Here is an 18,156-nt window from a genome sequence, read left to right as displayed (position 1 = left end):
GGGGTGCGGGGGGCGGGAGGTGGCGTGCAGGCGGAGGGCGCCGGCCGCGGTGGCGCCCGCGCCGGCGACGAGGATCAGGGCGACCAGGATCCGGGCCGTCGACGCCGGCCAGGGCACGGGGGCGACGGCGCGGGCGAAGACGGCGGCGTTCGCCACCCCCGCGAAGAGCGCCAGGCAGGCCCCGGCCAGCGCCAGCGCGAAGTCGGCGGCCGGCCGGCGGGCCAGCGCGAAGGCCCCCGCCGCGACGGCGCCGAGCCCGGTCAGCAGCGCCCAGACCTGCCCGCCCAGCAGGCCGGTCAGCACCCCGCCGACGCCCCGTGCGCCGGCGTCCAGCTCCCGGCCCACGGTGAACACCACCGCGGCCACCCCGCCGAGGACCAGCAGCGCGCCGAGCCCGGCCAGCGCCCGCGCGCCCGGCTCGGACCGGGCCGGCAACAGCCCGAGCGCCCCCACGGCCAGCAGCCCGACCGTGGCGACCACCCACCAGACGTACGCGTCCGGCGGCGGCACCCAGTCGAGGGTGCCGCGGATCTCTCCCGCCTCGGTGCCGGCGCGCAGCGGCACCGTCCAGTCCCGCACCCGGTGCTCCCGGTCGGGGGCGGCACGCACCTGTGGTGGCGGCGCCGACTCCCGCCAGAGCGCCCGCTGGTCGTGCCAGCGCACGGTGGAGGAGCCGTCGACCCGCCGCCACTGCGGTGCGGCGGCCGGGTTCGCCTCGGCCGGCAGCCGCGTGTCCCCGGCGATGGTCCGGTTCAGGTACGTCGCGGGGGAGCGGACGTTCTCGTACACCCCGTCGGGGCCGACCCGCAGGTAGGGCTCGCCGGAGTAGCCGAGCACCTCGACGGCGCGGTCGCCGGTGTTGGTCAGCTCCAGCCGCGCGCCCGCCTCGACCACCCGTACGGTCAGTCCGGGGCGGGCCGGGGCGACGGCGCTCACCTCGGTGCGGTAGTCGGTGCCGTCGGGGGCGTCGGCACCGTGCGCGGCGGCGGGCGCGGCGAACGCGGCCGTCGCGGTCAGCGCGCCGGCGAGCACCACGCCGGCGCGGGTCACCAGGTCGCGGATCACCTGCCGGCCGCCTCCACCGCCGCCTTGATCCCCTCGGGGCTGCGGTCGGCGATCTCCTCGCCGTCGACCAGGATCGTCGGGGTGCCGGTGATGTCGGCCTTGCTGGCCTCCTCCGTCACGTGTTCGGTCCACGGCTTGAAGGTGCCCTCCCGCAGGCAGGAGGCGAAGCCGTCCCGGTCGATGCCGGTGCCCGCCGCGATGTCGGTCAGTTCCTCGTCGCTGAGCCCCGCGCCGCCCTCCGGCGGCTGCCGGTCGAACAGCGCCTTGGCGTACTCCCGGTACCGGCCGCCCTCCGCCGCGCAGCCGGAGGCGGCCGACGACCGGGTCGAGTACTGGGTGCTGGAGAAGCGGTTCAGGTACGCCACCGGGTGGTAGACGACCCGCACCTTGCCCTCGCTGATGAGCTGGTCGAGGGTCGGGCCGCTGGCCTGCTCGAACTGCTTGCAGGCCGGGCAGAGGAAGTCCTCGTAGATGTCGACGGTGACCGGGCCCGAGCCGGCGACGATCCCGGTGCCGGCCTCGTTCGAGCCGGTCGGCGGGGTGAAGTCGTCGGAGCGCTGGCTGGAGTAGACGCTCCAGCCGATGAGGCCGGCGACGACCAGGACGGCCACGGCGGCCACGGAGACCCAGAGCGTCCGCTTGCGCCGCCGCTCCCGGGCCAGCTGCTCGCGGACCACCCGGGCGGCGCCCTTCTGCCCCTTGCGACTACTCATCCTCGTCCTCCACGGATGCGTCCCCCGCCAGCCAGCCGTCCACCGAGACGGGGGTGCGGGGCCAGATCAGCAGGAACCCGGCCAGGGCCAGGAATCCCAGGTCCCGGAGGATTTCCGGGAGGTAGCTCGGGCTCTGGCCCTCGGCGAGCTCCCCGCCGGCGCCGAAGCAGCCGCAGTCGATGGCGAGGCCCCGGCTCCAGGCCGAGACGATGCCGACGACGAAGACCACCAGCAGCGCCGCGGAGACCCCGGCGGAGAGCCGGGTGGCCAGCCCGAGCAGCAGCAGTACGCCCAGCGCCAGCTCGACGAAGGGCAGCGCCGCGCCGATCACCGTGGCGAGGTCGTACGGCATGACCTGGTAGGCGTTCACGGCGCGGCCGGAGGCGGCCAGGTCACCGACCTTGCTGCCGCCGGCGAACAGCCACACGGCGGCCAGGCCCAGCCGGGCGGCGACACCGAGCCAGGGACGGACGGCGGGCCAGCGGGCGACCCGGGTGTGCGGTGCGGTCACGATCATTGGTCGTCCCGTCCCCGGCGGAAGTTCCCGGTCATCCGGCGAGGGCGTCGCCGACCGCCTCGACGAGGTCCTTGCGGGCCCGGGCCACCCGGGAGCGGATGGTGCCCACCGGCACCCCCTCCACGGCGGCGGCCTCGGCGTACGACAGGCCGAGCAGTTGGGTGAGCACGAACGCCGCGCGTCGCTCCGCCGGCAGCCGGCGGACCAGGTCGGCGGCGCCGAACTGACCGGCGGGGTCCGGGTGCGACCGGTCGGTCCAGGCGTCGGCGGCGAGCCGCTCGCCGAGCCGGCGGCGACGCACGACCGTGCGCAGGTGGTCGGCGCAGGCCCGGCGGGCGATGCCCAGCAGCCAGGTGCGCGCGCTGGAGCGGCCCTCGAACGCCGGCAGCGACCGGAACGCCCGCAGGTAGGTCTCCTGCGTCAGGTCGTCCGCGCTGTCCGGATCGATCAGCGCGGCGGTGAAGCGCCACACCTCGGCCTGGGTCAGCCGGACGAACGCGGCCTGGGCGACGGGGTCCCCGTCGCGGGCGGCCAGCGCCCACTCGGTCGCCGACTCCCGCGCAGCGGCGCCCGCGTCACCGGTCGGGCTGGCGGCGGAGGTCTCGCGCGGGGCGGGGATCACGACAGTCCAGGTTACGCGGCGGGGCCGGGCCCGGGAGGGTCCTTCGGCCCTTCCATGGCCTGCGCCACCTCGGGAACTATTCCGCCGCGCCGCACGACTACCCCCACATGACATGCGACGACGTACGCGCGGCGCTGTCGGCGCGGCTGGACGGCGAGGACCCGCTGGCGGCGCCGGCGGTGCTGGACGCGCACGCGGAGAGCTGCCCCGGCTGCCGTGCCTGGCTGGCCCGGGCCGAGCAGGTGACCCGGCTGGTGCGGGTGCAGGCGGTGGCGGTGCCCGACCTGACCGCGTCGGTGCTGGCGGCGGTCGCCGCCGATCCGCTGGCGCCCGGGCGCACACGGGCGGCGGCCCGGGCGGCCCGCCGCCAGGTGCTGCGGGTGGCGGTCGCGGTGGCCGCGGTCGCCCAGCTGTCGATCGCCCTGCCGATGCTGCTCGCCGGGCTGGGCGTGACCGTCGACCCACACACCAGCCGCGAGATGGCCTCCTTCGACGTGGCGCTGGCCGTCGGCTTCGCGCTGGCCGCGTGGCGGCCCGAGCGGGCCCGCGCGTTCGTGCCGGTCGCGCTGGTGCTGGCGGTCTGCCTGGCCGGCACCAGCGCGGTGGACATCGCCAACTCGACGACCGCCCTGGTGCACGAGGTCGGCCACCTGGCCGCCGTGGTGCAGGCGGGGCTGCTGTGGGCGCTGGGACGGGTCAGCGACGAGCCGGGCCGCCGGCCGTCGTCCGCACTCCTGGCCCGCCATGGCTGACGTCGCGCCGTCCGGGCCGGGCGCGCGGGTGCCGACAACGTCGGGCGTGGTCGGAGCCGCGCCGGGCGCGCGGGTGCCGACGGCGTCGGCCGGGGCGGGGCTCGCGCCGGGCGCGCGGGTTCCGGCGGTCCCGGGCATGGTCGGAGTCGCGCCGGACCCGTCGGATTCGAGAGCATTGCCGGCATGAGTGCCGCCAACCGCCGCTGGACCGCCCGGCTGATCGCCACCGCCGGCCTGCTGGTCACCGTCGTCGCCCTGCTGACCGCGCCCGCCGGCCCCGCCAGCGCGCACGCGGTGCTGGTGAGCAGCAGCCCGATCGCCTCGGCGGTGGTGTCGAACGGGCCGGCGGAGGTCGTGCTGACGTTCAGCGAGTCCGTGCGCAAGGTGCCCGGCAAGATCCGGGTGATCGCGCCGGACGGCTCCCGCGCGGACCGCGGCGAACCGACCTTCGAGGGCACCGTGGTCACCGTCCCGGTCGATCCGGCCGGCGCGCGCGGCACCTACCTGGTGAGTTACCGGGTGATCTCCACCGACAGCCATCCCGTCTCGGGTGCGTTCACCTACTCCGTCGGCGCGCCCTCGACGCCCCCGGTCGACAGCGGGGACGACAGCCGGGCCGACCCGTTCGTCGGCAACGCGGTCAAGGTCGCCAAGTACGCCGGCTACGCCGGCCTGCTGCTGCTCGTCGGCCCGGCGCTGGTGCTCGCCGCGCTCTGGCCCCGGCGGCTGCCCCGGCGGGGCCCGGCCCGGCTGGCCTGGACGGGGCTCGGCCTGCTGGCGGTCTCCACGGTGGCGAACCTGCTGCTCCAGGTGCCCTACACCGCCGGCGGCGACGTGTTCGACGTGACCGGCGAGGGGCTGAGCGACGTGCTCGGCAGCTCCTTCGGCGCCGCGCACCTGATCCGGCTGGGTCTGCTGGCCGCGGCGGCGTTCCTGCTCCGGCCCCTGATGGCGGGGCCGGTCGAGCGGAGCGACCTGGTCATCCTGGGCGTGCTCGGGGCGGCGGCGCTGGTGACCTGGCCGCTGGCCGGGCACCCGGCGGCCTCGCCCGCCCCGGCGGTCTCCGTGGTCGTCGACACGGTCCACCTGGGCGGCATGGCGGTCTGGATGGGCGGGCTGGTGATGCTCGCCGCCTTCCTGCTGCCCCGGGCCGACGAGCGGGAGCTGGGCGCGATCCTGCCGATCTGGTCGCGCTGGGCGGCGCTGGCCGTCTCGGCGCTGCTGCTCGCCGGCACCGTCCAGGCGCTGATCGAGGTGGCCACCCCCCGCGCGCTGGTCGACACCACCTACGGGCGGCTGGTGCTGGGCAAGATCGGGCTCTTCGCGCTGGTGATCGCGGTGGCCGCGTACTCGCGGCAGCTGGTGCGCCGGCGCACCGCGGCCGGCCGGCCGACGTCGATGCGGCGGGCGGTCTGGGCGGAGCTGGCGATCACGGCGGTGGTCCTCGGCCTCTCCGCCGTCCTCGTGCAGACCACCCCGGCCCGCACCGCCGGCGCCGACGTGGCCGGCTCGACGGGCGGCTACTTCTCCACGACGCTCTCCAGCCCGAACTTCTCCCTCCAGGTCGAGCTGGACCCGGCCGAGCGGGGCAACAACACCGTGCACTTCTACGCGTACACCAAGGACAACCGGCCGCAGCCGGTGGTGGAGTGGCGGGCCACGGTCGCCCTGCCGACGGCGGGGATCGAACCCATCCAGGTCCCGCTGCTGCCGCTCACCGACAACCACGCCACCGGCGAGATCAACTTCCCGGCGGCGGGGGAGTGGCAGCTGCGCGTCACCGTCCGTACGTCGGACATCGACCAGGCCACGGTGACCGCCACCGTGCCGATCAGGTAACAGGAAGGCTCGCACCATGATCCGTCACCGGCGTACCGCAAGCGTCGCCGCCGCCCTGGCGCTCGGCGCCGTCGCCACCGCCGTCCTCGGCTTCGCGGCGCCCGCCTCGGCCCACGTCACGGTCAACCCGCAGGAGGCGACCCAGGGCGGCTACGGCCGGTTCGCCTTCCGGGTGCCGAACGAGAGCGACACGGCCTCCACCACGAAGCTCGAGGTGGTGCTGCCGGAGAACGCGCCCGTCGGCTCCGTCTCGACGATGCCGGTGCCCGGCTGGACGGTGGCGGTGGAGAAGCGCAAGGTGGACCCGCCGGTGGAGGTGCACGGCAGCCAGCTCAGCGAGGTCGTCTCCAAGCTGACCTGGACGGCCACCGGCAACGCGGCGGTCAAGCCCGGCCAGTTCCAGGAGTTCCCGGTCTCGATGGGGCCGCTGCCGCAGGTCGAGACGATGGTCTTCAAGACGTTGCAGACCTACTCCGACGGCAACGTGCAGCGGTGGATCGAGGAGCCGCTCCCCGGCGGCGAGGAGCCGGAGAGCCCCGCCCCGGTGCTCGCCCTCACGGCCGCCTCGCCGTCGACCGCCCCGACCGCCCCCACCGGTGCGGCCGCGCCGCAGGCCGACGACGATGACGACGACGAGAGCGACGGCGTGGCCACCGGGCTCGCGGTGGCCGGCCTGGTCGCCGGCGTGGGTGGTCTGCTGCTCGGCGGGCTCGCGTTCTCGCGTACGCGGCGGGCGCCGACGTCGCAGGTGTGACCCGTACCGCTCGCCGGCCCGTCGGAGCATCCGACGGGCCGGCTGCCTTTCCTGACCCGTGCCGTGGATATCCGCTGATCGGTCGCCCCGCGTCGGTAAGGTCGGCCGGGTATCCGGCTACGGAGGGGGACGAGACGAATGCGGTTCGTGCGGGTGCTCGCCGCCATGCTGCTGCTGACGGTCGGGATCACGGCGCTGCTCGCCGGCGGGGCGCTCGCGCTGCTCACCCGGCAGGCCGACCCGGGTGGGGCCTTCAGCGCCCGGTTCGAGACCGTGCAGACCCCGGGTCACGCGGTGGTCGTCCGGGACGTCGACGAGCTGCTGCGGGCCGAGGCGCCGTTCGCCCGCGCCGGGCAGGCCCGGCTCCGGCTGGACGCCCGCACGCCCGACGGCCCGGCCTTCGTCGGGCTGGCCCCCGCCGACGAGGTGCGGCGCTGGCTCGACCCGGTTCCGCACGCCGAGGTGCGTCGGGTGGCGCTGGCCCGGGGACCGCTGCCGGTCCGGTTGCAGCCCGCCGGTCCCGCGCCGTCCGCCGGTCCCGCGCCGTCATCGGCGCCGATCGGCCGGCCCTTCTGGGTACGCGAGGGGATCGGCGCGCTGGAGTGGACCCCGGCGGAGCTGGCCGACCGGCGGCTGAGTCTGGTGGTGATGCGTCCCGACGGGCGGGCCGACCTGAGCCTGGAGTTGCGCGCGGGCCTGCGCGCCGGCTGGACCGCCCCGGCGACCGCCGGGCTGCTGGCCGGCGGGGTGCTGGCGGTGGCGCTGGCCCTGCTCCTGCTGCGCCCGGTCCGCCCCCGCGAGGTGGTCTTCGTGGTCGAGCCGGACCAGGTGCCGGTGCTCGCCGGCCGCCTCGGGGTGACCTCGCTCAGCGGCCTCGGCGCGCAGCCGACCCGGGACAGCGACCGGTCCCGCGTCGCCGAGCGTCAGCTCGCCTCGGTCGGCGCCGCCCCCACGGGGGACCGGGCGGCGATCGGGCCGGTGCCCGCCCGCCGCCCCGCGACGCTCGCCGACCTCGCCGGAGACGACCCGGCGCTCCGGCCGCCGGAGGTGAGCCTGACCCTGGCCTGGCCGCCCGTCGCTCCCGAGGAGACGGCCGACCCGGTCGCCGCGGCGGACCGCCTCCGCCCCGCCGCTCCCGACGCCGGCCGGCAGCCGCCCGACGACTCGCGCTGACCCGCGCCCCCTCCCTGCCCCGCGCCAGCTGGCGGGCCGGGACGGCGGACGGCCCTCCGCGCTGCCGACGCGGAGGGCCGTCCTCACCGGGGGATCGGTGCTACCCGAGAGCCGTCTGAGGTAGTTGCGACCAGATTAGCGATGAACGAGGCTACTTGGGAAGAGTGTCCATTTGGCGGGGCTCGCCGCCCTCCCGCCGCACCGGCAGGATCACCAGCAGCAGGAGGCTCAGCAGCACGTACGTGTTGCGCACCAGGAACTCGCCCGGTGAGTCCGTACGCACCGGGGCGATCCCCCAGTCGTGGAAGGTCACCACCCCGTACACGATGAGGGCGGAGGTGCCGACGGCGAGCGCCACCAGCCGACGTCGCCGCCGGGCGCCCTCGCCGCTCGCGGGGTCGGCGCGTAGCGCCGCGTCCGCCAGCACGACCACCGCCGGGATGAACCAGTAGATGTGGTGGGTCCAGGTGATGGGGCTCACCAGCGCGCCGACCAGCCCGGTCAGGGCGAGGCCGGTGAGCGGGTCCCCGGCGCGGGCGGCCCGCGCGGCGCGCCACAGCCCGTACCCGGCGACGACCGCCACCAGCAGCAGCCAGATCGCCTGGTTCGGCTTCTCCGGCGCGGTGATGCGGCTGAGCAGGCCGAACAGCGACTGGTTGCCGGTGTAGTCGGTGCGGCCGACCCGGTCGGTCGCCCACAGCTCGTGGGTCCAGAACCGCCACGAGTCGCGTGGCGCGACCGCCGCGGCGAGCAGGGTCGCGGCGGCGGCCGTCACGCTCGCCACCGCCGCCGCCCGCCACCGGCGGGTGACCAGCAGGTAGACGATGAAGATGCCCGGGAAGAGCTTGAGCGCCGTCGCCAGCCCGACGCCCACGCCGGCCCACCGGCTCGCCCGGGGTACGGCGAAGAGCAGGTCCGCCAGGATCAGCACGACCAGCAGCATGTTGATCTGACCGAAGGTGATCGTCTCGCGGGTGCTCTCGACGGCCAGCACCAGCAGGACCGCCACGGTGAGGGTGAACACACCCGGCAGGCGGTGCCGGGCGATCACCGGTGCGAGGAGCCAGCGGGTGGTGACCACGATCGCCAGGCCCGTCAGCACCGTGAAGATCGCCACGGTGACGCCCAGCGGCAGCAGCGCGAACGGCCGCAGCAGCAGCGCGCTGAACGGCGGGTAGGTGAAGTAGAGCTCGCCCTGCACCCGGTCGGGCTGCACGTAGTCGTAGAGCGGGTTCCCGGCCGCCCACCAGTCCATCGCCCGCATGTAGATCTTCAGGTCGAAGAAGTCGTGCACCAGGCCGGGCAGGTAGAGCGCCGGCAGCACGGCGGCCAGCGCCAGCAGGGCGACGAGCCGACGGACCGTACGGCCGCCCGGATCGTCGTCGGTGACGGCGGGCGGTGCGGCGGGTTCGGCTGGCACGGGGGAAACCCTAGCGGTCACCTCGCGCGCCGGTGCGCGGGCGCGCGGCCGGGTGGGCTGCGCGTAGGCTGTCCCGGTGGCTGATCTTCTCGTCTGGATCGACTGTGAGATGACCGGGTTGGACCTCGGCAGGGACAAGCTGATCGAGGTCGCCGCGCTCGTCACCGATCCCGACCTCAACGTGCTCGGGGACGGCGTCGACGTGGTGATCCACGCCGACGAGGCGGCGCTGGCCGGGATGCCGGAGATCGTGGCGACGATGCACGCCAAGTCGGGGCTGACCGAGGAGGTCCGGCGCTCGACGGTGACCCTCGCCGAGGCCGAGGAGATGGTCCTGGACTACGTGGCCAGCCACGTGAAGGACCCGCGCACCGCCCCGCTGTGCGGCAACTCGATCGCCACCGACCGGGGCTTCATCACCCGGGACATGCCCCGCCTCGACGCGCACCTGCACTACCGGATGATCGACGTCTCGTCGATCAAGGAGCTGTGCCGCCGCTGGTATCCCCGGGTGTACTTCGGCCAGCCCCAGAAGGGGCTCGCGCACCGGGCCCTGGCCGACATCCGGGAGAGCATCCGGGAGCTGGAGTACTACCGGCGGACCGTCTTCGTGCCCCTGCCCGGGCCGGACGTGGAGACCGCCAAGGCGATCGCCGCCGAGCTCTGAGCCGGCCCGGCGGAACCCGCTGGACGGAGCGGGCGGGGGTGGGGCTATTATTGGTCCGCACCCCGCCCGGGGCGATCGACCGGGCGCGGATCCATCGGGTGTGAACGGCATGGTGGCTGTAGCTCAGTTGGCAGAGCACCGGGTTGTGGTCCCGGTTGTCGTGGGTTCAATTCCCATCAGTCACCCGGTGACCGAAGGCCCCCTCCTCGCGGAGGGGGCCTTCGGCGTTGCGGGCTCAGCTGGTCGGGGTGACCGTGGGCTCGGGGGTCTCCTCCGGGGCGGCCTCGGCCGGCGGCTCGTACGGCAGGGCGCTGCCCTTGACGTACTGCTCCCAGCTCATGTTCCAGTCGGTCCAGCCGTTGCCGTTCTGGAGCTTCCGTTCGGTGCCCTTGACCGTGATCGGGTCGCCGACGCGGGTGTTGGCGAACAGCCAGGCGCCGTTGGCCATCGAGACGTTCACGCAGCCGTGCGAGACGTTCACCCGGCCCTGCTGCCCCTCCGACCAGGGCGCGGCGTGGATGAACTCGCCGCCCCAGGTCAGCCGCTGGGCGTAGTCGATCTTGGTGCGGTAGCCCTCCTCGGGGCCCAGCTCCTCGAAGGTGTCGAAGACCGTCTTGCGCAGCTTCTCGATGACCACCATGGTGCCGCTGGAGGACGGGGTGCTCTTCTTGCCGAGGCTGACCGGGATGGTCTTGATCACGGAGCCGTCCTTCGTGACGGTCATCCGCTTCGTCTTGTTGTCCACCGTCATGACCACCGCCGGACCGACCTTGATGCCGACGCTGAGGTCGGCCCGGCCGTACCAGCCGTCGCCCAGCGGCAGCCCGCCAGCCTGGACCCGGTAGGAGACCTCGCTGTTCGCCCGCCAGAACTCCTTCGGGCGGTAGCGGATCTCGGTCGGGCTGACCCAGTGCCAGATGCCCTCCTGCGCCGGAGAGGAGGTGACCGTCATCCGGCTCTGCACGTCGTCGCGGTAGTCCTCCGGGATGGCCCGGCTGAACTTGACGATCAGCGGCATGCCGACGCCGACGACCTGGTCGTCACCCAGGAAGCTGCTGATCCGGACCTGCTTGTCGGGCTTCGCCATGGTGGTGAAGGTGCTGGTCGCCGTGGCGGGCCGACCGTCGTCGCCGGTCGCGGTCACCGTCGCGGTGTACGTCTCGCCGTACTCCAGCGCGCCGGCGGGCAGCCAACTCTTCCCGTCGGCGGCCAGCTCGCCCTCGACGGCCGCACCGGCGGAGTCCTTCAGCTCGACGGTGGTCTCCTCGGCCTCCGTGGCGGTGAAGGTGATGCCGGTCGACGCGGGCACGTCCTTCGCGTCGGCCTTGGGCTCGACGATGGTGGCCGCCGCCTTCGGCGGAGCGGGCTGGTCGTCGCCGTTCTGCCAGCCCGATGGCTTGCCCCCACCGCCGTCGGTGCAGGCGGAGGTCAGCGCGAGCGTCACGGCGAGCACCGCCGCCGCGAACCCGCGGCGTCGCCCGTCCCGCCGGTCGCCCCCGCGCCGGATCAGCTGGTCCTGGACAGCTCGCATGATTCCCTCACAGTCGTGGTCCCCGGTTGCCCATCGTCCCTCACTGACGCACCGGGACAGGTACCCGTTCCGCAAGGTGAACCGAAACACGCCGTACGAGATGTCCGGATGTTGATAGGGTCCGGGGCTTTTCCGAGGTCGGCTCGCCTTTCCCGGCGTGCGCCGCTCGCGACCGGGCCCGGGAGCGCGGAGGAAAGGGCCCGCGCCGGCATCGGTACGGGCGGTGCCGCGGCCGGGCCCGAATGAGGACGGGGACCGGCCCGCGGGCGCGGGCCGGTCCCCGGATCGTCGGTGAGGGCTGCCCTAGAAGGCGGACCCCTCGCCGGCCTCGGGCACCGGCACGGCGCTGCCCTTGACGAACTCGGACCAGCTCAGGCTCCACGCCGTCCAGCCGTTGCCCGGCGCCAGCCTGCGCTCGGTGCCCGTGATGGTGATCGGGTCGCCCACCTTGGTCTTCCCGAACAACCAGCGGGCGTTCGCCATGGAGACGTTGACGCAGCCGTGCGAGACGTTCACCCGGCCCTGCTGCCCCTCCGACCAGGGCGCCGCGTGGATGTACTCGCCACCCCAGGTGAGCCGCTGGGCGAAGTCGATGTCCGTGACGTAGCGGTTCGCCGGGTCCGGATCGTCGCGCGTGTCGAAGACCGTGGACTCCATCTTCTCCATCACGACCATCGTGCCGCTGGAGGAGGGGGTCTTCTTCTTCCCCAGGCTCACCGGCAGGGTGCGGACCACCTGGCCGTCCTCGTACACCGTCATCTTCTTGGTGGCGTTGTCCACCTTCATCTCGAAGGCCCGGCCGATCTTGGCGGTCGCCGTACGGTCGACGTTGCCGTAGCGGCCGTTGCTCAGCGGGATGCCGGCCAGCGCGATCCGGACGGTGAGCGTGGTGCCGGGCTTCCAGTACTCCGGCGCGCGGTAGTAGGCCTGGGTGCCGTTCTCCACCCAGTGCCAGGCGCCCGGCTGCGGCGGATCGGTCTGCACGAACATGCGCTTCTGCACCGCCGCCCGGTCCTTCTTCGGGATCCCCGGGTGGAACTCGGTGACCACCGGCATCGCGACGCCGTAGGTCTTGTCGTCGAAGAGGTAGAGACCGGAGCTGATCACCGACCTGGGCTTCGCCATCGTCGTGAAGGTGCTCGTGCCCTGGCTGGTCGCCCCGTCGGGGCCGGTGGCCGTGACCGTGGCCGTGTAACGGGTGCCGTACTTGAGCGGCTTCGACGGCACCCAGGACGAGCCGTCGGCGCGCAGCCGCCCCTCGACCTGGCCGCCGTTGGCGGCGGTCAGCGTGACGCTGGACACCTTCCCGCCACCGGGCAGCTCGGCGCTGATCTCGGAGCTGACCGGCCGGTTCCTCCCCCCGTCGGCCGGGCTCACCGTCAGCGGCGGACCGCTCGGCGCGGCCGGGGTGTCAGGCTCGCCCGTCGCGCCCGCCACACCCGTGGTGGCGGACGAGGCCGGCGCGGTGCCGCCGACGAACTCCGCCTTCTTCTTCTGCTCCGCGCCGCAGCCCGTCAGAGCCAGCGACGCCACCAGGCCGAGGGCGCCCACCATCGCCCCGGCCCGCGCGAACATGCCCATCCCCACCTCTGTTCTCGCGTACCTGGCGCACATCGTGCCGCATGGCCGCCGCAAGTCCGCCCCCTGTCGTCGTCCGCCCGGCGGGTTTGTTGCTGTATGCCCGTTAAGCTCGGCCGAAGGGGGGAGCCGGGGATCGGATTGGAACCCCCCTCGGGGGGCGTGCTAGTGTTCTCCCCGTTGCCAGCGAGCGCCGCTAGCTCAACTGGCAGAGCAGCGGACTCTTAATCCGCGGGTTCGGGGTTCGAGTCCCTGGCGGCGCACCAGCAATCATCTGGGCACTCACCCTCAGGGGTGGGTGCCCAGATGTCGTTGCGGGGCAGACGACAGCAACTGCGACATCTGGCCGACGGGCAGCGCCGTCCGCGATCTGGCGGCTCTTTTCGGCGACGCCGAGTGGCGCTGCCGGGAGCGGCGCACTTCCCTGGATGGACGATCCGGGCACCGTGCGACGCTTCCTCGTGCGCCGCCGAAGGGCCCGCTTCGCCGTGCGCCGCGCTGCCATAATCGGGCCGTGTCTATCCCGAGACGGCGTCGCTCGTCCCATCCCGCCATCGTCGGTGCGGTCATCGCCGCCGTGGCCACGGTGGTCGCGGCGGCCATTCCCGTTGTGCTGGAGCTGACCCGCGACGCCGGCGGCAGCGGTGCCGCGTCGCCGGTCCAGGGCACCCCGTCCGCCGGGCAGCCCCAGCCCACCACGCCCGTGGCGGCCACCGGGACGGGTCCCTCCCCGACACCCGCCTCGCCCGCGGTCACCGCTTCGCAATCGCCCCAGGCCGACGTCCTCCCGCTGGTCGAGGTGCCGCAGGCCGACGACCTCGAGGGCTGGGAGCAGGAGCCGCTGATCGTGGCCGGGAAGCGGCACGACTCGGTGCTGACGGCGTCGCCGTGCTGGTTGAACGACCACTACACGGTCACGTTCGTGGTGAGCCGGCAGTTCCGGGTCCTGGAGGCGGCCGTGGGCATCGCCGACGACTCCCCGGGCGGCGGGGCCCTCCGGTTCACCGTGCTCTCCGACCGCAAGGAGGTCTACACCACCACGGTCGGCCTCGGGAAGGTCCGCCCGGTCAAGGTGGACATCAGCGCCGCCACCCAGGTGTCCCTCCGGGTCAGCACCACCAACGTCAACCAGTGCCACGGTGACAGCATCGGCGCCTGGATCGCCCCGCGGGTGCGTCGGTGAACGCGGGCCCCGCCGTGGGGTAGGGACCGTTCGTGGACTTCCGGGACTGGTGGCACGTGTTGTCGGGCGTCATCGGGCCGGCCCTGGCCGGCTACGGTGTCCGCCTGCTGCTGATCCGTCGCATGCCGGGCTTCGCGCGGCGGCGGTGGAGACGACCCGTCGACGCCGGGATGTGGTTCCTCTGTGGCGGAATCTTCTTCGTGTCGCTGGCGGTGGGCTATCTCGGCCGGCTCGCGGGCGTGTTCGGTCCCCCGGTGCTCTGGTCGCTGGCGGCCCTCGCGCTGGCGTCGATGGCGCTCGGCCTCGTCAGGTATCGACCCCGCCCTGAACGGCCGCGGCACCGCCCCGACGGTGACCCGGGCCGGTCGCGTCCGGGCCGCGGCCGCTCCTGACGACCACCGCGCCCAGGCGGGCGCGCGGGTGGCGGGCGCGAACTGTGCGGCACGCCCGGGGGACGGGCGGGCCGGCGCCGAGGCGTACGGCCCGCGCATCCCCGGCGTGCCGGTGGGTCCGACCCGGTGGTCGGCGGGCGGGCCCCCGCCGAGCACCGGGTCGGGGTCAGTGGGCCGGCCGGGGGGTGAGGACGAAGGCCACGACGGCGGCGGCGAGGGCGATGACGGCGCCGGTGGTGAAGCCGCGGGAGAAGCCGGCGGTGCTGGTGCCCGCGATGCTGGCCGCGGCCATGCTCGACACGACGGCAGCGCCCAGCGAGGCACCGAACTCGTGGAAGGTGCTGACGATGCCGGACGCGAGACCGGCCTCGTGCGGCGCGACCTGACCGAGCGCGACGGCGGAGGCCACGACGAAGAGGACGCCCGTCCCGGCGGCGGCGACGCTCACCCCGACCACGAGGGCCAGGGTCCCGTCGACGAGGGCGGGGACCGCCATGCCGGCCGCCGCGACGAGCAGGCCCAAAACGCCGAGGGTGCGCGCCCCGATCCGGCCGATGGCGCGGCCGGCGGCGTTCGCGCCGAGCATCGTCGTGATCGCCACGGGCAGGAAGAGCAGCCCGGTGCGCAGGGCGCCGTAGCCCTGGTGGTTCTGCAGGTAGAACGTGCCCAGGAAGAAGACGGTGATCATGAGCGCGGTCGCGACGAGGATCAGCAGCGCCCCGGTCGCCACCGGCCGGCGGAGCAGGAGCCGTACGTCCATCAGCGGGCTCGCGGCGAGGCGCTGGCGGACGACGAACGCGGCGTAGAGGAGCACGGCGGCCACCAGCAGCAGCAGGATCGTCGGGCTGCCCCAGCCGACGTCGCCGGCCCGGATCAGGGCGTAGATCAGCGATCCGGTGGCCGCCGTCACCAGCACCGCGCCGGGCACGTCGAGCCGGGCCGTCGCGCCGGTGGGCGCCTGGGGCGGAAGCTGCATCCGCAGGGCCAGCAGCAGGATGATCCCGACGGGCACGTTGACGAAGAACACCCAGGGCCAGCCCGGCCCGGCGGTCAGCAGGCCGCCGAGGAGGACGCCCAGCGCGGCGCCGCCGCCGCCGAGCGCCGACCAGATGCCGAGCGCCTTGTTGCGCTCGTCGCCGTCGAAGATCGTGACGATCAGGGACAGGGCCGCGGGGGAGAGGATCGCCGCCGCGAGGCCCTGGCCGACGCGACCGGCGAGCAGCATGGGACCGCCGGTCGCCAGCCCCGCCGTCAGGGACGCGGCGCTGAACAGCAGGAGCCCGGCGAGGACGAGGCGGCGGGCGCCGAACAGGTCCGCGGCGCGCCCGCCGAGCAGCAGCAGGCCGCCGAAGGTGAGGGTGTAGCCACTCACCACCCACGTCAGGGCTTCCCGCTCCATCCCCAGGTCCGCCCCCATGTGCGGCAGGGCGATCGCGACGACGGTGACGTCCAGGATCAGCATCAGCTGGGCGATGCCGACGAGGCCCAGGATCCGCCAGCGCTGCGGGTGTGGGCTCGCGGGCGCGGTGGTTTCGGTTGCGGTCACAGGTTCCGCCATGGCTGCCAGGCTCCTCCGCCAAGTTGAACGGTAGTGTTCAAGTTACGGAGACACGTTAACTCATGCACGCCTGTTCGACTTAGGGGAAGTTCCATGACTCGCCCACTCGCCAAGCCGACCCGTCGAGCCGACGCCCAGCACAACGTGGAGAGGATCCTGGAGGCGGCGGTGAGCTGCCTGAGTCGTGACCCCGACGCCAGCGTCAGCGAGATCGCGCAGGCGGCGAGGGTGGGCCGGGTGACCCTCTACGGTCACTTTCCCTCCCGCGACGCCCTGGTCGAGGCCGCGCTGACCCGGGTGCTGGCCGAGGGGGAGGAACTGCTGGCGGGCCTCGACCTGACCGGCGACCCGCGGGACGCGCTGCGCGTCCTGATCCGGTCGAGCTGGCTGCTGATCGCCCAGTCGAGCGCCGTCCTGGAGGCGGCGCAGGCGTCGCTGCCGCCCGAACGCGTGCACGAGCTGCACGCCGAGCCGGCGCGGCGCGTCGACCAGTTGATCCGCCGGGGCCAGGACGAAGGGGTGTTCCGGGCCGACCTCCCGGCCAGCTGGCTGACCAGCGTCCTGCACCACATCATGAAGGGCGCCGCCGTCGACGTGGCCAGCGGGCAGGTGGACCGGGCGGACGCCCCGCGCCTGATCTCCGAGACGGTCCTCGCCGCCTACCGGGTCGACGGATAGCGGACACGCCGCCGGGTGGCGACCGGGACGTGGATCGCCTGGCCCGCCTGCGGTCCGAGACCCCGACGCCGCTTCAGAGCGCGGGGGAGGGGCGCTGGCGCCACCGGCGGCACCCGTCGTATCGTCGCGGTCCGACGGGTCGGGCCGGACGGACGCCCCCTTGAGGGCGCCCCGGCATCGCGACCCGGCTGCAGAGGGCGCGGTGCTCCGACGCGCCGTGGTCCAGCTCCTCAGGTGAAGGGTGTGCCGGTGACTCAGGAAGACGACGTCGCGTTCCGGGTGGTCGTGAACGACGAGGAGCAGTACTCGATCTGGCCGGTGGACCGTGAGACGCCGGCGGGCTGGCGCGACGCCGGCCGGACGGGGACCAGGCAGGAGTGCCTGGACCACATCGAGCGGACGTGGACGGACATGCGACCGCTCAGCCTCCGCCGGGCGCTCGCCGCGGAGGGCGGGGCGGCCACGGAAGCCGCCCGCTAGGCCCGGGCTCCGCCGAGGGCGGTGGCGCCGCAGGCGTACGGCTGCCGGAGCGTGCCCCGACCGCGTGGCGTGGGTCGGCGACGGACCGTGCGCACGACGGCGCGGGCCCGCCGCCCCCGGCGGGCCCGGCGCAGGGCGTCGGCGCTGGTGCTCCACCGGAACCCCACCGGATTGCGAGGACGCGGCTCGATACTGCGGAGATGCGTGGGAAGGAGTGCGCGATGTCCGAAGTCGAGTCCGTAACGGTACTGCTCGCGGCACCGCGTGCGTTCTGCGCCGGTGTCGAGCGTGCCATCGAGATCGTCGAGCGTGCGCTCGCCAGCCGGGGCAGCCCGGTGTACGTCCGCAAACAGATCGTCCACAACGCACACGTCGTCGCCGACCTGGAGTCGCGCGGCGCCGTCTTCGTCGAGGAACTCGACGAGGTGCCCGAGGGCGCGACGGTGGTGTTCTCGGCGCACGGGGTGTCGCCCGGGGTGCGCGCCGAGGCCGACCGGCTCGGCCTGGAGGTGTTCGACGCGACGTGCCCGCTGGTGGCGAAGGTGCACACGGAGGCGCGCCGGTACGCCGACCGTGGGGACACCGTCCTCCTCGTCGGGCACGCGGGGCACGAGGAGACCGAGGGCACCCTCGGCGAGGCGCCGGACCGGATGCTCCTCGTGCAGTCGCTCCAGGACGCGCACACGGTCGAGGTGCCCGACCCGGACCGGGTGTCCTACCTGACCCAGACCACGCTCGCCGTGGACGAGACCGCCGAGGTGCTCGACGTGCTGCGCCGACGCTTCCCGGCGCTGCGCGGGCCGTCCTCGGCCGACATCTGCTACGCCTCGACCAACCGGCAGGCGGCGCTGCGTACGGTCGCCGAGGAGTCCGACCTCGTGCTCGTGGTCGGCTCGACCAACTCGGCGAACACGCAACGGCTCGTCGAGCTGGCCCGCCGCGCGGGCCGGCCCGCCCACCTCATCGAGGACGCGGCGGACATCCTGCCGGAGTGGCTGGCGGGTGTCACCACGGTCGGGGTCACCGCGGGCGCGTCCGCCCCGCCGAGACTGGTCACGGGGGTGGTCGAGGCGCTGCGGGCGCGCGGTCCGGTGACCGTGGTGGAGCGCGAGGTCGCCCGCGAGACGATCGAGTTCACCGTGCCGGGCGCGGTGCGCTCCCTCTGACACCCCGCCGCCGCGCCGCCGCCCGCCGGACCGCGCGTGCGGGGCGGTCCGGCGGGCGCTCGGGTCCG

The 18,156-nt window shown here is 74.4% G+C and carries 18 protein-coding genes and 2 tRNA genes; 12 read left to right on the top strand and 8 right to left on the bottom strand.

Annotated elements, in window-relative coordinates; genetic code table 11:
* From ACSNN9_RS16710 to ACSNN9_RS16695, 4 genes are all read right to left on the bottom strand, one after another.
* The coding region (locus tag ACSNN9_RS16710) for a hypothetical protein (protein ID WP_436674169.1) at positions 1-1,065 on the bottom strand (1,065 nt) is incomplete at its 3' end.
* A complete protein-coding gene (locus tag ACSNN9_RS16705; RefSeq protein ID WP_436674167.1) occupies positions 1,062-1,778 on the bottom strand; it encodes a DsbA family protein in 717 nt (238 codons plus the stop codon). The genes ACSNN9_RS16710 and ACSNN9_RS16705, both read right to left, overlap by 4 nt.
* On the bottom strand, positions 1,771-2,295 hold the full coding sequence (locus ACSNN9_RS16700) for a MauE/DoxX family redox-associated membrane protein (RefSeq protein ID WP_436674166.1): 525 nt from the start codon (positions 2,293-2,295) through the stop codon (positions 1,771-1,773). The genes ACSNN9_RS16705 and ACSNN9_RS16700 overlap by 8 nt, the downstream gene beginning before the upstream one ends.
* A 31-nt stretch (positions 2,296-2,326) precedes the next feature.
* Positions 2,327-2,917 (bottom strand): sigma-70 family RNA polymerase sigma factor, encoded by a 591-nt coding sequence (locus tag ACSNN9_RS16695; RefSeq protein WP_436674165.1) that lies wholly within the window; start codon positions 2,915-2,917, stop codon positions 2,327-2,329.
* Between the two features lie 107 nt (positions 2,918-3,024).
* Here ACSNN9_RS16695 and ACSNN9_RS16690 point away from each other — a divergent pair, with 107 nt between their 5' ends.
* The 4 genes from ACSNN9_RS16690 (at position 3,025) to ACSNN9_RS16675 (ending at position 7,435) form a co-directional block, all read left to right on the top strand.
* Entirely contained in the window at positions 3,025-3,669 is a 645-nt protein-coding gene (locus ACSNN9_RS16690; protein WP_436674164.1) for a zf-HC2 domain-containing protein, read from the top strand.
* A 183-nt stretch (positions 3,670-3,852) separates the two neighbouring features.
* A complete protein-coding gene (locus ACSNN9_RS16685; protein ID WP_436674162.1) occupies positions 3,853-5,508 on the top strand; it encodes a copper resistance CopC/CopD family protein in 1,656 nt (551 codons plus the stop codon).
* A 16-nt stretch (positions 5,509-5,524) separates the two neighbouring features.
* Complete coding sequence (locus ACSNN9_RS16680; protein WP_436674161.1) at positions 5,525-6,262, top strand: YcnI family copper-binding membrane protein; 738 nt, start codon at positions 5,525-5,527, stop codon at positions 6,260-6,262.
* Positions 6,263-6,400: 138 nt separating this feature from the next.
* Positions 6,401-7,435 carry a hypothetical protein gene (locus tag ACSNN9_RS16675; RefSeq protein ID WP_436674159.1) on the top strand — a complete coding sequence of 345 codons (1,035 nt, stop codon included), beginning with the start codon at positions 6,401-6,403 and terminating at the stop codon, positions 7,433-7,435.
* 151 nt (positions 7,436-7,586) lie between these two features.
* Here the strand turns inward: ACSNN9_RS16675 and ACSNN9_RS16670 are convergent, their stop codons facing one another.
* Positions 7,587-8,855, bottom strand: coding sequence for a glycosyltransferase family 87 protein (locus tag ACSNN9_RS16670; protein ID WP_436674158.1), 1,269 nt, complete (start codon positions 8,853-8,855; stop codon positions 7,587-7,589).
* A gap of 76 nt (positions 8,856-8,931) precedes the next feature.
* On the opposite strand from ACSNN9_RS16670, the gene orn reads away from it, so the two are divergent.
* Positions 8,932-9,522, top strand: a complete 591-nt coding sequence (gene orn / locus ACSNN9_RS16665; RefSeq protein WP_436674156.1) for an oligoribonuclease — start codon at positions 8,932-8,934, stop codon at positions 9,520-9,522.
* Between the two features lie 112 nt (positions 9,523-9,634).
* Positions 9,635-9,707, top strand: a tRNA-His gene (locus ACSNN9_RS16660).
* 50 nt (positions 9,708-9,757) lie between these two features.
* Here ACSNN9_RS16660 and ACSNN9_RS16655 read toward each other — a convergent pair.
* Both ACSNN9_RS16655 and ACSNN9_RS16650 read right to left on the bottom strand, forming a co-directional pair.
* The gene (locus tag ACSNN9_RS16655) at positions 9,758-11,053 is read right to left on the bottom strand and encodes an Ig-like domain-containing protein (protein WP_436674155.1); all 1,296 of its coding nucleotides are present in this window, start codon (positions 11,051-11,053) and stop codon (positions 9,758-9,760) included.
* Between the two features lie 303 nt (positions 11,054-11,356).
* A complete protein-coding gene (locus ACSNN9_RS16650) occupies positions 11,357-12,634 on the bottom strand; it encodes an Ig-like domain-containing protein (RefSeq protein WP_436674154.1) in 1,278 nt (425 codons plus the stop codon).
* Positions 12,635-12,821: 187 nt separating this feature from the next.
* Between ACSNN9_RS16650 and ACSNN9_RS16645 the strand changes: the two genes are divergently transcribed.
* From ACSNN9_RS16645 to ACSNN9_RS16635, 3 genes are all read left to right on the top strand, one after another.
* Positions 12,822-12,897, top strand: a tRNA-Lys gene (locus ACSNN9_RS16645).
* A gap of 248 nt (positions 12,898-13,145) precedes the next feature.
* Positions 13,146-13,814, top strand: coding sequence for an NPCBM/NEW2 domain-containing protein (locus ACSNN9_RS16640; RefSeq protein ID WP_436674152.1), 669 nt, complete (start codon positions 13,146-13,148; stop codon positions 13,812-13,814).
* Between the two features lie 32 nt (positions 13,815-13,846).
* Positions 13,847-14,206, top strand: a complete 360-nt coding sequence (locus tag ACSNN9_RS16635) for a hypothetical protein (RefSeq protein WP_436674151.1) — start codon at positions 13,847-13,849, stop codon at positions 14,204-14,206.
* A gap of 166 nt (positions 14,207-14,372) precedes the next feature.
* On the opposite strand, the gene ACSNN9_RS16630 is transcribed toward ACSNN9_RS16635, so the two are convergent.
* The gene (locus tag ACSNN9_RS16630; protein ID WP_436674149.1) at positions 14,373-15,752 is read right to left on the bottom strand and encodes an MFS transporter; all 1,380 of its coding nucleotides are present in this window, start codon (positions 15,750-15,752) and stop codon (positions 14,373-14,375) included.
* A gap of 105 nt (positions 15,753-15,857) precedes the next feature.
* Here ACSNN9_RS16630 and ACSNN9_RS16625 point away from each other — a divergent pair, with 105 nt between their 5' ends.
* The 3 genes from ACSNN9_RS16625 to ispH all read left to right on the top strand — a co-directional run bounded on the left by ACSNN9_RS16625 (position 15,858) and on the right by ispH (position 18,088).
* On the top strand, positions 15,858-16,442 hold the full coding sequence (locus ACSNN9_RS16625; RefSeq protein WP_358087187.1) for a TetR/AcrR family transcriptional regulator: 585 nt from the start codon (positions 15,858-15,860) through the stop codon (positions 16,440-16,442).
* 249 nt (positions 16,443-16,691) lie between these two features.
* A complete protein-coding gene (locus ACSNN9_RS16620) occupies positions 16,692-16,922 on the top strand; it encodes an MbtH family protein (protein ID WP_357874106.1) in 231 nt (76 codons plus the stop codon).
* Between the two features lie 221 nt (positions 16,923-17,143).
* A complete protein-coding gene (gene ispH / locus ACSNN9_RS16615; protein ID WP_436674146.1) occupies positions 17,144-18,088 on the top strand; it encodes a 4-hydroxy-3-methylbut-2-enyl diphosphate reductase in 945 nt (314 codons plus the stop codon).
* The last annotated feature ends 68 nt before the right edge of the window (positions 18,089-18,156 follow it).

Origin of the sequence: Micromonospora sp. URMC 107, assembly GCF_051386315.1 — a bacterium.
GTDB lineage: Bacteria > Actinomycetota > Actinomycetes > Mycobacteriales > Micromonosporaceae > Micromonospora.
Note: the sequence above shows the minus strand (reverse complement) of the source record. Positions and strands in the feature narration are given on the sequence as shown.